The 15,725-nt window shown below is 29.0% G+C and carries 14 protein-coding genes and 1 riboswitch; of the genes, 1 reads left to right on the top strand and 13 read right to left on the bottom strand.

Annotated elements, in window-relative coordinates:
• The 9 genes from ACRDDE_RS01195 to tsaE form a co-directional block, all read right to left on the bottom strand.
• On the bottom strand, nucleotides 1-232 hold a 232-nt coding region (locus tag ACRDDE_RS01195; protein ID WP_438624986.1), incomplete at its 3' end, for a hypothetical protein.
• Nucleotides 233-234: 2 nt separating this feature from the next.
• A complete protein-coding gene (gene glgA / locus ACRDDE_RS01190; protein ID WP_438624984.1) occupies nucleotides 235-1,692 on the bottom strand; it encodes a glycogen synthase GlgA in 1,458 nt (485 codons plus the stop codon).
• Nucleotides 1,693-1,705: 13 nt separating this feature from the next.
• Nucleotides 1,706-2,833 (bottom strand): glucose-1-phosphate adenylyltransferase subunit GlgD, encoded by a 1,128-nt coding sequence (gene glgD / locus ACRDDE_RS01185; protein WP_438624982.1) that lies wholly within the window; start codon nucleotides 2,831-2,833, stop codon nucleotides 1,706-1,708.
• Between the two features lie 13 nt (nucleotides 2,834-2,846).
• On the bottom strand, nucleotides 2,847-3,974 hold the full coding sequence (locus tag ACRDDE_RS01180; protein WP_438624980.1) for a glucose-1-phosphate adenylyltransferase: 1,128 nt from the start codon (nucleotides 3,972-3,974) through the stop codon (nucleotides 2,847-2,849).
• 44 nt (nucleotides 3,975-4,018) lie between these two features.
• Nucleotides 4,019-5,923, bottom strand: a complete 1,905-nt coding sequence (gene glgB / locus ACRDDE_RS01175) for a 1,4-alpha-glucan branching protein GlgB (protein WP_438624978.1) — start codon at nucleotides 5,921-5,923, stop codon at nucleotides 4,019-4,021.
• 379 nt (nucleotides 5,924-6,302) lie between these two features.
• Nucleotides 6,303-7,319: a tRNA (adenosine(37)-N6)-threonylcarbamoyltransferase complex transferase subunit TsaD gene (gene tsaD, locus ACRDDE_RS01170; protein WP_438624976.1), complete on the bottom strand. Its 1,017-nt coding sequence runs from the start codon at nucleotides 7,317-7,319 to the stop codon at nucleotides 6,303-6,305.
• A 1-nt stretch (nucleotide 7,320) separates the two neighbouring features.
• Complete coding sequence (gene rimI, locus ACRDDE_RS01165; protein WP_438624974.1) at nucleotides 7,321-7,779, bottom strand: ribosomal protein S18-alanine N-acetyltransferase; 459 nt, start codon at nucleotides 7,777-7,779, stop codon at nucleotides 7,321-7,323.
• Nucleotides 7,769-8,485, bottom strand: a complete 717-nt coding sequence (tsaB, locus tag ACRDDE_RS01160; protein WP_438624972.1) for a tRNA (adenosine(37)-N6)-threonylcarbamoyltransferase complex dimerization subunit type 1 TsaB — start codon at nucleotides 8,483-8,485, stop codon at nucleotides 7,769-7,771. The genes rimI and tsaB overlap by 11 nt, the downstream gene beginning before the upstream one ends.
• Nucleotides 8,485-8,937: a tRNA (adenosine(37)-N6)-threonylcarbamoyltransferase complex ATPase subunit type 1 TsaE gene (gene tsaE, locus ACRDDE_RS01155; protein WP_438624970.1), complete on the bottom strand. Its 453-nt coding sequence runs from the start codon at nucleotides 8,935-8,937 to the stop codon at nucleotides 8,485-8,487. The genes tsaB and tsaE overlap by 1 nt, the downstream gene beginning before the upstream one ends.
• A gap of 168 nt (nucleotides 8,938-9,105) precedes the next feature.
• Between tsaE and ACRDDE_RS01150 the strand changes: the two genes are divergently transcribed.
• On the top strand, nucleotides 9,106-9,954 hold the full coding sequence (locus ACRDDE_RS01150; protein WP_438624968.1) for a GNAT family N-acetyltransferase: 849 nt from the start codon (nucleotides 9,106-9,108) through the stop codon (nucleotides 9,952-9,954).
• A 282-nt stretch (nucleotides 9,955-10,236) separates the two neighbouring features.
• On the opposite strand, the gene ACRDDE_RS01145 is transcribed toward ACRDDE_RS01150, so the two are convergent.
• The 4 genes from ACRDDE_RS01145 to prfB form a co-directional block, all read right to left on the bottom strand.
• Nucleotides 10,237-10,842 (bottom strand): ECF transporter S component, encoded by a 606-nt coding sequence (locus ACRDDE_RS01145; protein ID WP_438624966.1) that lies wholly within the window; start codon nucleotides 10,840-10,842, stop codon nucleotides 10,237-10,239.
• Between the two features lie 109 nt (nucleotides 10,843-10,951).
• Nucleotides 10,952-11,070, bottom strand: a riboswitch (FMN riboswitch).
• Nucleotides 11,071-11,133: 63 nt separating this feature from the next.
• The gene (locus ACRDDE_RS01140) at nucleotides 11,134-12,297 is read right to left on the bottom strand and encodes an amidohydrolase (RefSeq protein WP_438624964.1); all 1,164 of its coding nucleotides are present in this window, start codon (nucleotides 12,295-12,297) and stop codon (nucleotides 11,134-11,136) included.
• Nucleotides 12,298-12,306: 9 nt separating this feature from the next.
• Complete coding sequence (locus ACRDDE_RS01135; protein ID WP_438624962.1) at nucleotides 12,307-14,457, bottom strand: Tex family protein; 2,151 nt, start codon at nucleotides 14,455-14,457, stop codon at nucleotides 12,307-12,309.
• A gap of 144 nt (nucleotides 14,458-14,601) precedes the next feature.
• A protein-coding gene (prfB, locus tag ACRDDE_RS01130; protein ID WP_438624960.1) for a peptide chain release factor 2 occupies nucleotides 14,602-15,715 on the bottom strand; the annotation gives its coding sequence in 2 pieces (ribosomal slippage) (nucleotides 14,602-15,651 and nucleotides 15,653-15,715; 1,113 coding nt in all).
• Nucleotides 15,716-15,725: the final 10 nt, after the last annotated feature.

Genomic DNA, 15,725 nt, shown 5'->3' with positions numbered 1-15,725 from the left:
AAAGATTTGACTGTAGCTGTCTTCCTAACAAAAACTCTATGCAAAAATAGTAAACTTCCTTTTCCTCTTTTAATCTATTTTCTTTCCATATATTTGCTATTTTAGATTTAAGAACAGTTACTAATGTATTTAGTAACTGCTCATTGTTAGCTTCTTCGATACTTTGTTTATATAAAAAATCCATTTGATTTTTAAATTCTAACTTAAATTCCTCCCTATTTATGAGAGTCAATACTACCAACTCCTTTGCCAAACTATTTCATTATACGTTTTTATATACTCATTTGCGGACTTAGCCCAGCTACTATCAGTACCCATAGCACTTTTAACTATTTTAAACCATGCACTTTTATCATTTTTATAAGTATCTATTGCACTTTTAATACAGTAAAACATTTCATGTGCATTGTAATTTGCAAAACTAAATCCATTTCCTTCTCCTGTATATTTATTGAAAGGTTTTACAGTATCTTTTAATCCTCCTGTTTCTCTTACTATAGGTATAGATCCATATCTCATTGCTATCATCTGCCCAATTCCACACGGCTCAAATAAAGATGGCATCAAAAACATATCTGATGATGCATAAATTTGTTGCGCAAGTGCAGCATCAAATGTTAATATAGCTGCTACTTTATTTGGATATTTACCTGAATAGTAATTTAACATAGATTGATATTGTTCTTCTCCAGTACCTAAAACCACTAATTGTAAATTTTCTCCTACTATCTCTGGCATCATATATGATATTAAGTCCAATCCTTTTTGAGATACTAGTCTAGAAACTATGCCTATCATAGGAATATCTGGATTAACTTCTAATCCAAGAATTTTTTGTAATTCTAATTTATTTTTAACTTTATCACCTATTGAATTTATATTATAATTGCATACTATATTTTTATCTGTCTCAGGATTATTTATTTCATAATCAATTCCATTTACAATTCCCTTTAACTTATGTGAATTAGATTTGATTAATCCATCTAAGCTTTCTCCATAAAACTTTGTTTGTATTTCATTAGCATAAGTAGGACTTACTGTGCTTACTTTATCCGAATATACTATTCCTGATTTCATAAAGTTGATACCACCATAATACTCTATATTCCCATCGTCTAAATAATGTCTTGGTATAGATAATACATCTTCTATATTTTTATTTGAAAATACACCTTGGTATTGAAGATTGTGTATAGTATATATAGTTTTTATTTCAGAATATCTTTCATCTTGGCTATAATTTTCTTTTAAAAATAATGGTATCATACCAGTGTGCCAATCATTTAAATTTATTACATCTGGAAAAAAATCTATTCTTTTTAAAGATTCTAGTACCGCATTACTAAAGAAAGTAAATCTTTCTACATCATCGTCATATCCATATAAATACGCATATTCGCCATCTCTCTTGAAGTAGAATTCATTATCTATAAAGTAAAATTTAACTCCATCTAGCTCTAGTTCCATTAATCCACAATATTGATTTCTCCATGCTACGTTTACATTGAATACTGCTACTGTTTTCATTTGATCTTTTAAATATTTAGGAATATTAACATATTTAGGCATTATAACCCTTATATCCACTTCTTCTCTTTTTAAAGCCTTTGGAAGTGCATAAGAAACATCTCCCAATCCCCCAGTCTTTACAAAAGGCCAACACTCTGCCGTTACAAAAAGAACTTTCAAAACTTATCCCCCTCTATAAAATTACATTTTTTTCTACTACTAATGGTAGTTTAATATCTCCTTTTAATTCTTTATCTTTTGATATAAATACATTTTTATCTAGTATTACATTATCTAGTCTCACATTTTCTTGTATAGTTCCACTTTGCATAACTACAGAATTTTTTATAACTGCTCCTTTTTTAACATGAACTTTTCTAAATATAATACTATCTTGAACTTCTCCTTCTATTACACAACCAGTAGCCACAAATGAATTTTTTACATTAGATGTTTCTGTGTACAGTGTAGGCTGCTCATTTTTTTCTTTTGTGTATATCTTTCTATCTGAATAAAATAATTCATTGGCTACATCTACATCTAATAAATCTTTATTGGCTTCAAAATAGTTTTTAGTAGAATTTATACATTTTAAATATCCTTTATATTCATATGCCCCTATTCTTATTTCTTCTATGCTTTCACTTATACAATCTTCTATATGTGCATATTCACCTCGTGATACTGCATCATATATCATATCTATAAATAAGCTTTTTTTCAGGATATACATATCCATAGATATATCTGCATTTTTTTCTCTTCCTATATTTATTCCCATACTAGTAATTTGATTTTTATCATTTATATTTAATTTTGTAGTTCCTAGAAAATCCTCATCTGCATTATCTATAGTTTTATAAATAACAGTTATGTTGTTACCTGATAGCTTATGATGGTTTAGTGCTTTTTTGTAATCTATATTGCAAATCATATAACTAGGAGATATAAGTACATATTCTTGCTTACTTTTTTCTATATAGTCTATATTAGAAAAAACGTTATGAACGTCTCCTTTTTTTATTGCTCTACAAATTTGTTTTTTAGTATTTTCAGGACTAAATACAAATAATCCATCATTCTTTGCTGATAAGTCCCAATGGCTACCATTTCCTAAATGATCTGTCAAAGATCTATATTTTTGGTCTGAAAAAATACCTATATTTTTCATACCTGCATTAACCATATTAGAAAGAGCAAAATCTATTACTCTATATCTTCCTCCTATAGGTATTGATGCTACTACCCTTGAATCACTTAGTTCTTTTAAGTTATCACCTTTTCTATTTAAATTAATTATTCCCATACACTCTTTATTCATTTTTTAAATCCCCCTATACTAATTCCATAGAAACAACATCAAATTCAGATACTATACTTATACTATCGTCTCCACTAGAAATCTTACAATCATCCTCTATTAGCGCACCTTCTCCTATCATAGCCTTCTCTATAATCACATTTTTACCTATTTTGGCATTTGACATTATTACTGAGTCTTTTACTATACTCCCCTCTCCTATACTAACTCCATGGGATAAAACTGAATTTTCAACAGTTCCAAAAACCCTGCATCCATCTACAACTATAGATCGTTTTACATTAGAATTTTTCCCTAGATATTGTGGTGGCATAGCCATTGTATCTGTATAAATCTTCCAATTAGAATCATTTAAATTAAACCCATTATCTGGATTAATTAAATCCATATTTGCTTGCCACAAACTTTCTATAGTTCCTACATCTCTCCAATATCCATTAAATTCATATGCATACATACTAACTTTATCATCTAACATTTTAGGGATTAAATTTTTACCAAAGTCTACGTACTCTTTATCTGATTTAAAATAACTTTTCATCTTTGCCCAGTTGAATATATAAATTCCCATTGATGCTAAATTACTTTTAGGGTTTTCAGGTTTTTCTTCAAATTCATATATACTTCCATCTTCATTTGCATTCATTATCCCAAATCTACTAGCTTCATCCCAGTCAACTTCCATTACCGCAATTGTTACATCTGCATTTTTTGATTTATGTTCTTCTAACATATCGCTATAGTCCATTTTATAAATATGATCTCCCGATAAAACTAAAACATATTCTGGATCATAGCTATCTATATAATTCATATTTTGGTATATAGCATCTGCTGTACCTTTGTACCAATTTCCTTCTTTTTCATTCATGTATGGTTGAAGTATTGATAACCCTCCATTTCTTCTATCTAAATCCCAATGACTACCTATTCCTATATGTGAGTTTAATAATAAAGGTCTATATTGTGTTAATACTCCAACTGTATCTATACCTGAATTTGAGCAATTGCTCAAAACAAAATCTATTATCCTATATTTACCTCCAAATGAAACTGCTGGTTTTGCTATGTTTTTAGTAAACACTCCTAATCTTGATCCTTGTCCCCCTGCTAATATCATTGCTATCATTTCTTTTTTCATAATTTACTCCTAATCCCCCTAATAAATTAATAAAATTTCTAAATTTATAATATATTTATATTTTTACCTTTTATAAAAGTGGCTCCCATAGGTGGAACCTTTATATTTATAGAATACTGCTTATTATGCCATGCTATATTTTCTGATTCTAAATCCATACCCTTCATAGTTTGTCCTGATCCCCAATATTCTTTATTATCACTATTGAAAGCTTCTTCATAAACACCCTCATATGGCACTCCTATCCTATATTCAGGATGGAATACTGGTGTGAAATTTAATACTCCTATTATAAAATCTTCTTTTTTCTTACCTTTTCTCATAATGACAATTACACTTTGATCTATATTGTGAGGATCTATAAAATCAAATCCTGAGTTATGTTCATCTATTTCATACATAGCTTTTTCATGTTTGTATAGTAAATTCAAATCTCGTGTATACGTTTGCATCAATTTATGTGGTTCATTCATTAATAGTTCCCATTCTAATCCATATGCAAATCTCCACTCTAATCCTTGTGCAAATTCACATCCCATAAATAATAATTTTTTTCCTGGATGCAACATCATATACGCATAAAGTAATCTTAATCCTGCAAATTTCTGCCATGGATCTCCAGGCATTTTATCGAGAAGAGATTTTTTCCCATGCACAACTTCATCATGAGATAATGGAAGTATAAAGTTTTCAGAAAAAGCATACATAAAAGAAAAAGTTATTAACTCATGGTGATGCTTTCTATATATAGAATCCATTTCCATATATTTCAACGTATCATTCATCCATCCCATATTCCACTTACTATCAAATGCTAATCCACCTTTGTACGAAGGTCCCGATACCATCGGCCAAGACGTGGATTCTTCTGCAACTATAATTGGATTTTTTATCTCCTTATGAATAACTTCATTAAACATTCTTAAAAACTCAATAGCTTCTATATTTTCTCTACCACCGTATTTATTAGGTTTCCAAGGACCTATATCGTAATCTAAGTAAAGCATGCTTGCAACCGCATCCATTCTAATACCATCTACATGAAACTTTTCTAGCCAATAAATTGCATTAGATATTAAGAAACTTTGCACTTCAGGTTTTCCTAAATCAAAATGAGCTGTTCCCCAACCAATATTTTCAGCTTTCAACTTATCTTCATATTCAAATTGAGGTGTTCCATCAAATTTATACAATCCATGGTCATCTTTACAAAAATGACTATATGCAAAATCTAGAATTACTCCAATATCTTTTTTATGGCATCTATCAATAAATTTCATTAAACTAGTACAATCCCCATATCTACTAGTAGGACTATAATATCCTATTGTTTGATAACCCCATGATTCATCTAATGGATGTTCTGTTATTGGTAAAATCTCTATATGTGTATATCCCATTTCACATACATAATCTATTAATTCATATAGTTCTTCATAACTAAAAAAGTCTCCATCCCATTTTCTTTTCCATGATCCCAAGTGAACTTCATATATATTCATAGGTAAATCCTTGTATGTTGTCTTTTCTCTTTTTTCTATCCACTTTTTATCCTTCCAAGAATAGTTGTCTATATCAAATACAATTGAAGCTGTTTCAGGTCTCATTTGCGAATAAAATGCAAAAGGATCAGACTTTAACTTGTTATTACCATTTTTATCTACAACATTATATTTATATAAATCCCTAAAGTCCATTTTAGGTATAAATATATTCCATATTCCACTGTTATCTAAATTTTTCATAGGATGGGAGGTTTTATTCCAATCATTAAATTCTCCAGATAAATATACTTGATTTGCATTTGGCGCCCATACTGTAAAAGTAACTCCTTTTTCTTTTCCTTTTTGCACTTTATGAGCTCCCATAAATTCATAACTTCTAAAATGTTTCCCCTCTTTAAATAAATTTATATTATAGCTGTTAATTATATCCTCATATTTCTTCAACATAAAATCCCCCATCTTTAAGCATATCTTAAATGTATTTTAAAACCGATTACTCGCTTATTTTTAATTATATATGAACTTTTACTTTATTATAAAAAGTATTGTTCTAAAAATTTAGACGATGATAGCTACAAATTTACATCATTCAATCTATTAATCCTTTTTTGTGTATATAATTACAAAAATATACATTTTTATAAACTAAAGAAAACATTTTCCTAAATTGTGTATACAAAAAAATCGGAGTTAATTCAGAACATTGTTTACCCAAAAGATACAATTGTAAATTTTAACGACCTTTAAAGCTTCATTTTAGCTTTGGTAGTAAAATTTATAATTGTATCTGAGCGCCTAAAGTTTTGAATCACTCCGATTTTTCCTACTGACCTATTTTTAAATTAGGAACAGCATTTAAACTCATATCATTAATTTTTCCGTTTATAAAATTATAATATCCAGCACAACCAATCATAGCTGCATTATCTGTACATAATATAATTGATGGGTACTTAACTTGTATATTTTGTTTTTTTGCCATTAAAGTTAACTTTTCTCTTAATGCAGAGTTTGCAGCAACCCCTCCTGCTAATGCAACTGTATTATATCCTTTTTCTTTAGTTGCCTTTATAGCTTTTGTTGCTAAAACTTCTACTACAGCTTCTTGGAATGATGCTGCAACATCTTCAACTATTATTTCTTCATTCTTCATTTTCTTAGCATTTAAGTAATTTAAAACTGCTGATTTTAATCCACTAAAACTAAAATCATATCCTTCATCCATACAAGCTCTTGGGAAGTCTATTGCTTTTTTATTTCCTTTTTTAGCTAATTTATCTATTATAGGTCCACCTGGATAACCTAGATTCATAGCTCTTGCAATTTTATCAAATGCTTCTCCTGATGCATCATCTTTAGTCTTTCCTAAAATTTCATACTTACCATAGTCTTTAACTTCTACTAAGTGTGTATGTCCCCCTGAAACTATTAAAGTTATAAATGGTGGCTTTAAATCTTTATCTTCTATATAATTTGCACTTACGTGTCCTTCAATATGATTAACTCCAACTAAAGGAATATCTAAAGTATAAGCTAATGCTTTAGCATATGAAAGGCCTACTAAAACAGCCCCTACTAATCCTGGTCCATGAGTAACCGCTATATGATCTATATCATCAAAAGTTACATTTGCTTCATCTAATGCTTGTTGTACTACCATTGGTATGTTTTCTATATGTTTTCTAGATGCTACTTCAGGAACAACTCCTCCAAATTTCTTATGTAATTCTATTTGTGTAGAGATTATATTACTTAAAACTTCTCTTCCATTTTTTAAAATTGAACATGCTGTTTCATCACAGCTAGATTCTATAGCTAATGTTATTATATCTTTTTTCATACTACACCTCTTTTAATTGGCTCCACATTATCATTGCATCTTCTTTATTGTCACTATAATACTCTTTTCTTATCCCTGCTAATTTAAATCCATATTTTTTATATAAATTTTGAGCTACTACATTAGATACTCTAACTTCTAATGTCATAGCAAATATGTGATTTTCTTTGCATTTTTCAACAAGATGCTTGATAAGTTCATCACCTATCTTTTGTCCTCTAAAATCACTATGTACAGCTACATTTGTTATATGCCCTTCTCCAGCTATAAACCATATACCTACGTAACCAACAATCTTTTTATCAATTTCTGCTACTAAATAATTAGCAACATCATTTTTCATCTCTTTTTCAAATTCGCCTTTAGACCAGTAATGTTCAAAACAATTTTTTTCAACTTCAAAAACTCCATCTACATCACCGCTTGCCATATCTCTTATTATTAAATTATTATTTATCATTTTCTAGCCTCTTCATTTTTTCCTCATACTGAACTTCTGCTTGAGACTTTCTTATGTACATTGGATTTATAGTATAACAATTATGTACATCTACATCTTTTTTAAATTTAATTCCAGCTATAGCACATAAGCTGCTAGCTTTACTTACATTATTAGATACAGATGCTATATAAGAATTTTTAACTTCATCAAGTTTTTCTTTATATAAATTTGTAGCTTCTCCAACAATAATAAACTCTTCATTTGATTTAGATAGTTCATCTACTAATTCATCTATTGTAACTACTTTTACATCTTCTAATGTTTTAAATTCTCCATTTTCAAACCTATATTTTCCTGTGTACACTTGGCTTCTTTGTGCATCTAGTATAGGACAAATTACTCTCTCACAAAGATTCATGTTGAATGCTAAAGATTCTAGTGAATCAACAGCTATTATTGGTAAATTTCTAACTTGTGATATAGCCTTAGCTGTAGCCATAGAAATTCTTAATCCTGTAAATGACCCTGGCCCTATACATATAGCTATTGCATCAATATCTTTTATATTTAAATCACTTTCTTTTATCATTGATTCAATCATAACCATTAGTTTTTGTGAATGTGTTTTTTTAGTATTCACTGTGTATTCACATATTAGCTTATCATCTTCTACAATACATACACTTGTTGAATGTGTAGCTGTATCTATCCCTAAAATTTTCATTACTTAGTCAGCTCCTTAACTATTTCTTCATACTTTTCTCCTTTTGGAGTCAATATCATTTCTCTTCCATTTTCTTTATAATTCATTTCTATATATAAATATTCGTCTGGTAGTATATCCTCGATTAAGTTTGCCCATTCAATTATACAAACTCCATCTCCATTTATATACTCATCAAATCCTATATCATACATTTCATCACTACTTCCAATTCTGTACACATCAAAATGGTATAAAGGCACTTTACCTTCATATTCATTTACTATTGTAAAAGTAGGACTAGTTATATAATCATCTACTTCTAAAGACTGTGCTAAGCTTTGAGTCATAGTAGTTTTTCCTGCACCTAAATCACCTATTAAGCATACTACACTTTTTGGCATTAAAAGTTTACCTAATTTAAATCCTATATCTCTTGTTTGCTCTTCATTTTCTAAATATATTTTAATCATCTATATCATCTCCATAAGTAAGACTTGTTTGTCTAAATTGTTAATGTAACAGATATTATTATATTATAACAAATTACTATTATAAAGCCTTACATTCACAAAGTTTTTATTATATACCATATATTTTACAACTTATGGTAATATTATTTATTAAAAGGGGTGATATTTTTGAATTATAAAGTTCTAACACACAATGATTTCGATGATATAGTAGATATATCAAGAAACATTTGGGATGGTCATGACTATTTACCCAAAGTCTTTCATAAATGGGTTGATGATAAAGAAGGTTGTTTTATTGGATTAGTTAAAGAAGATAAAGTTGTAGCAGTTGGTAAGTATACAGTTCTACCAGATAGACAAGGATGGCTTGAAGGACTTAGAGTACATATAAATTATAGGGGACAGCAACTTGCTCATGCTATTTCTGATATGCTATTTAATTTAGCAAGAGAAGATTTAAGAAATAATAAAATAACTAATATAGCAATGTGTACTCATATAGATACCCAAGCTAGCATAAAAATGATGGAAGCTAAGAATTTTTATTTAGCTCAGAGCTGCTTAATAGTTTTTAAAGATTATAATTTTATAAAAAAATCTAACTTAAATTTATTAGATTTTAAAGTTGAAAAATGGAATATTTCTTATGAAAACTTTAAAAATCTCGATTATTTTAAAACTTGTAATAATAAACTAACTTATGGATTTACATTTTTAAATATTTGCGAAAATATTTTTAATGATTTAGTTAAAAGTGATTCTTTATTAATAATTAATGGTCATAAATGCATTATAAAAATGAAAGGATGTCCATCTATTATATGTATAGATAACACTTTTGAAGGAATTAATGATGCTACTAATTATTCTTTATTGAAACATAAATCAAAAGAGGCTGAAATTTATATAACAAATCCATATGATAATCTTATAAATAAGCTTAAAGAAAATAATTTTGAATCAATATCTAATTTTAAAAATGATTGTGTCTATTATGTTTATGATGAAAAATAAAATTCGCTTCGCTCATGTCGCCAACGACTTCGTCCGTTGCTCAAAATATTTTTTATGATAAAAACATATTATATTTATATAACTAAGTTTTATAGTATATCAACATTTTTTACTAATTGCAATTTCGTTGATCATAAAAAAGGAGATATATTAAAATAGATAGTGAATGATAAATATATAAGTTTTAGCAACATTTTAAAAGCATCTATTAAGCTTTCATGGAGCGAAACTTATATATTTATCTATGACCACCCTAGTTTTTGGTATATCTCCTTAATTAATTTATTTTTTTAATATTACCTCCATCTTTTTATAAAGAGGTAATGTAATTACTGACATTAGTATTGCTTTAACTAAGTTAAATGGAGCTATCATCCAAATAACAAAGCTCTTTAAATCTACTACATTAGGGTTTATTACATGTCCCATATTTACTATAGCTTCCATAGGCATTACTTTCCCATAAAAAGGTAGTAACATGTAATAGTTAGTTAAACAACCTATTACTATCATAACTATTGTTCCTAAGAAAAATCCTAAAAATAATCCCTTTATATTTTTATTGTGTCTATATGCTAATGATAAAATTACTACATATGAACCACCAATTAATAAGTTTGCTGTTTCACCTATCCAAGCTGTTGTTGATGCCGTCATTGCTTGAAATAAATTTTTAATAAGGACTATTGTAAAGCCTGCTACCGGTCCTAATGCCATACCTCCAAATATAGCAGGAACATCTGATATATCTAGTTTTAAGAAATCTGGAAATATACCTGGAATAGGTATTGCTATAAACATTAAAATATAAGAAATTGCTGCTAAAATAGCTACCTTTGTCATTGTATTTGTACTCATAGTTTTTTTATTACTGAATATATTATCCATTAAAAAACCTCCTAATTTTAATTTTAGGAAAAAGAAAAAGCCCAAAGAATCTCTTCGAGCTTAGTTTTTTAAGTATATTAAAACAATAATATCTTTCTTATACATATATACTAATCCTCTCTCATCCAGACTTTACTGTCGGCCTTGGAATCTCACCAAGTCATGCTACAAATGTAGCTCGCGGGCTATACCGCCGGTAGGGAATTTCACCCTGCCCCGAAGATCTTGCGTGCTATTTAATTTTCCTTATATCTATATATTATTAATAAAATTTAAATATGTCAATATTAATTAAGCTTGTTTTCTATATACAACTTTTCCATCAATTATAGTATACAAGACATTGCTTTGAATTTCTAAAGGATTATTATCCCATATAACTATATCTGCATCTTTACCAACTTCTATAGAGCCTACCCTATTGTCTATCCCTAATGTTTTTGCAGGATTTATAGTTATTGCTTCTATAGCTTTCTTAGAATCCATTCCATGTTTAACAGCGATTCCTGCACATACAGGTAAGTAATGTAGAGGAACTACAGGATGATCTGTAGTTAGTGAAACTTGCATTCCTGCATTTGATAAAACCCCAGCTGTATCAAAAGTTAAATTTCTTAATTCTATTTTTGATCTTTCAGAAAGTGAAGGTCCTACTATAACTGGGTACGCTTCTTCTACTAAATCTTCAACTATTAAATGCCCTTCTGTACAATGATCTAATGTTAACTTTAACTTGAATTCTTTTGCAATTCTTATCGCTGTAAACATATCATCAGCTCTATGTGCATGTACTTTAAATGGAATTTCTCTATTTAATACTGGAAGTAAACTTTCCATTTTCATATCATAATCAGGCTTTTCATTTTCATCATCTTCTTCATGCAATCTTATATCTTCTAAGTACTGCTCAGCTTCTTTTAATGTTTCTCTTAACATTGCAGCAATTGCCATTCTAGTTTGTGGAGCTTTTTCTTCTTGCCCATAACAACTTTTTGGATTCTCACCAAAAGCTATTTTTGATGCAACAGGATTTTTTATTATCATCTTGTCTATTCTTCTACCAAAAGTCTTTATAGCTATGCATTGTCCGCCCATAACATTTGCACTTCCTGGTGTACTACATGCAGATGTAATTCCACCATTTCTCGCTTCTTCAAAACTTCTTTCCATAGGATTTATTCCATCTATAGGATTTAAATGTGGTGTTATTGGATCTGTTTCTTCATTGCCATCAGCTCCCTCAAACCCCATACCATCTTCCCATAAACCTAAATGTGTATGCGCATCTATAAACCCAGGAAAAATTAAACTTCCATTTGCATCTATAACTTCCACATCTAATGGAGCAACTATATCTGCTCCAATTTCTATAATTTTACCATTTTCAATAAGTATGTCACCCTGTATAATTCCATTAGTGACTGTATTTATAATTCCATTTTTTATAAAAAGCATTTATTCCTCCTATACTTCTTTTATATCTTTCATAGTTAAAGAAACCTTTTGTGTTTTTAAATCTATCCCTATTACTTTTACATCTATTACATCCCCTACAGTTACTACTGTCATAGGATCTTTTACAAATTTATTACTCATTTGTGATTTATGAACTAAACCATCATTTTTTATTCCAATATCAACGAATGCTCCAAAATCTACAACATTCCTTACAGTTCCTTTTAAAACCATACCTTCTTTTATATCTTCAATTTTTAATACATCTGTCCTAAGTACAGGTTTAATCCCTGCTTCTCTTGGATCTCTTCCTGGTTTTTTTATTTCAGATATAATATCCTTTAAAGTAACAATTCCTACTTCTAATTCTTCACTTAATTTGTTTATTCCAATATCTGCTATCTTAGAATCTATTTCATCTACATTTCTATTTTTCAAATCATTCAATGAGTATCCCAGTGCCTCCAGTAAACTTTTACACGTATCATAACTTTCAGGATGTACACCAGTGTTGTCTAAAGGATTTTTTGAATTTGTTATTCTCATAAACCCTGCACATTGAGTAAATGCTTGTGGCCCTAATCTTTTAACTTTTTTAATTTGAGCTCTTGATGTAAAATCTCCATTTTCTTCTCTATACTCAATTATATTTTTCGCTATAGTTTTGCTTATTCCTGCTACATGTTCAAGTAATGAATATGAAGCCGTATTTAAGTCTACACCTACAGAGTTTACTGCATCTTCTACAACTCCACTTAAAACTTCTTCTAATCTTTTTTTATTAAGATCATGTTGATATTGTCCTACTCCAATACTTTTAGGATCAATTTTCACTAACTCAGCTAAAGGGTCTTGCAATCTTCTTGCTATAGATATAGCTCCTCTTATAGATACATTTATATCTGGATGTTCTTCATTAGCAAGCTCTGATGCTGAATATACAGATGCACCTGCTTCACTTACTATAGTATATTGAACGTTACCATTTATTTCACCTATCATTTCAGATACAAATTGTTCTGATTCTCTCGATGCTGTACCATTACCTATAGAAATTATATCTATATTATATTTTTCTATAAGTCCTTTTAAAGTCTTTTTTGCTCCATCTACATCATTTTGAGGTTTAGTTGGATATACAGTTGTATAATCTAATAACTTACCATTCTTATCTACAACAGCTATCTTACATCCAGTTCTATATGCTGGGTCAAATCCCATAACCACTTTATCCTTTACAGGTGGTTGAAGTAATAAGCTCTTAACATTTTGTCCAAAAACACTTATTGCTCTTTCATGGGCTAAATCAGTTAAATGATTTCTTATTTCTCTTTCTATTGAAGGGAATATAAGTCTTTTGTATGAATCTTCTATAGCAGAAATTATTTCTTCTTTGTTTATTTGGTTATTTTTATTAACATATACATCAACTATATGATTTATTACTTTTTCATTATTAATTTCTAATTTAACTTTTAAATATTCTTCTTTTTCTCCTCTATTTATAGCCAATACTCTATGTGGAGCTATAGTTTTCACAGATTCACTAAATTCGTAATACATATCATATACAGATTTTTCATCTTTTGAGTTTTTGCTTGATATAACACCTTCTCTTAAAGCTAACTCTCTTATATACTTTCTTAGCTTGGCATCTTCTGAAACTAATTCTGCTATTATATCTTTAGCTCCTTTTAATGCATCTTCTTCAGAATTTACTTCTTTATCTTTATTTATATATTTCTTACATTCTAAATTTATATCTACTTTATCATTTAATATAGCTATTGCTAATTTTTCTAAACCTTTTTCTTTTGCAATAGTTGCTCTTGTTCTTTTCTTTTGTTTATATGGAGCATAAATATCTTCAACTTCTTGAAGAGTTTTAGCTAGCTTTATATTTTTTAATATTTCATCCGTTAACTTGCCTTGCTCCTCTATTATCCTTTGTACATCATCTTTTCTGCTTTGTAAATTTCTTAAATAAACTAATTTATCATAAAAAGCCCTAAGTATAACATCACTCATTTCACCAGTCATTTCTTTTCTATATCTGGCTATAAATGGTATAGTGTTTCCTTCATCTATAAGCTTTATAGTGTTTTCAACTTGAGAATCTCTTAAGTTAAACTCTTCTTTTAAAATTTTATTTATATCCAATTTAAATCCCTCCTAAAAAGGGGCGTGCCTCAAAATAAATAGATAAGAATAAATACATAAGCTTTTGCGACCATTAAAGCACTTTACGCTTTGGAAGCAAAACTTATGTATTTTTCATACTATTTTGAAACACACCCTTATGTTCTATACATTATTTACTTTAGTCATTTTTAAATATTCATTTATAAATAAATCTATATTACCATCCATAACGCTATCAACATTTCCTATCTCAGCATTTGTTCTGTGGTCTTTTACCAACTTATATGGTTGGAATACATAAGATCTTATTTGGCTTCCCCAAGTTATTTGCGAATATTTACCTTGTAAATCTTCTATCGTTTCCTTTTGTTCTAATTCTTTTAACTCTATAAGTTTAGCCATTAACATTCTCATAGCAGTATCTTTATTACTGTGCTGAGACCTTTGATTTTGACATTGAACAACTACACCTGTTGGTATATGAGTTATTCTTACTGCAGAATCAGTAGTATTTATATGTTGTCCACCAGCCCCAGATGCTCTATATGTATCTATTTTCAAATCTGAAGGATTTATATCAATTTCTATACTTTCATCTAACTCTGGAATTACATCAATCGATGCAAAAGAAGTATGTCTTTTTCCAGATGGGTCAAAAGGAGATATCCTTACAATTCTATGTACTCCTTTTTCACTTTTTAAATATCCATATGCATTAAGTCCTTCAATTTGTATAGTTGCACTTTTTATACCAGCTTCTGTATCTGATTGTAAATCTAGTGTCTTAACTTTAAATCCTTTAGAATTAGCCCATCTATCATACATTCTCAGTAACATTTCTGCCCAATCTTGAGCATCTAATCCACCTGTACCTGCATTTATAGATAAAATCGCATTATTTCTATCATATTCTCCACTCAATAAAGTTTTTATTTTAACTTTATCAATCTCTTTTTCAATTGAAGTTATTGTACTTTCAACTTCTTTTTCTAATGAATCATCAGCTTCTTCTTGAGCTAGCTCAAGAAGTACTTCTGCATCTTCTACAGATGATTGTAGATGATTGTACTCATCTACAATATCTTTTAAATTTTTATTTTCTTGAAGTACACGCTGTGCTTTTTCATTATCATTCCAGAAGTCTTGTTCACTCATTATTTTTTCACTTCTAATAATTTTTTCATTCAGACTTTCTATGTCAAAGAGAAGCCCTCAATTCTTCTATATTATTAGACATTTCTTCTATTCTATGTCTATATTCTTGTACATTAAGCATATACAACCTC

The organism is Paraclostridium sp. (assembly GCF_051656405.1).
Lineage (GTDB): Bacteria > Bacillota > Clostridia > Peptostreptococcales > Peptostreptococcaceae > Paraclostridium.
This window is presented reverse-complemented; position numbering and strand designations above follow the sequence as displayed.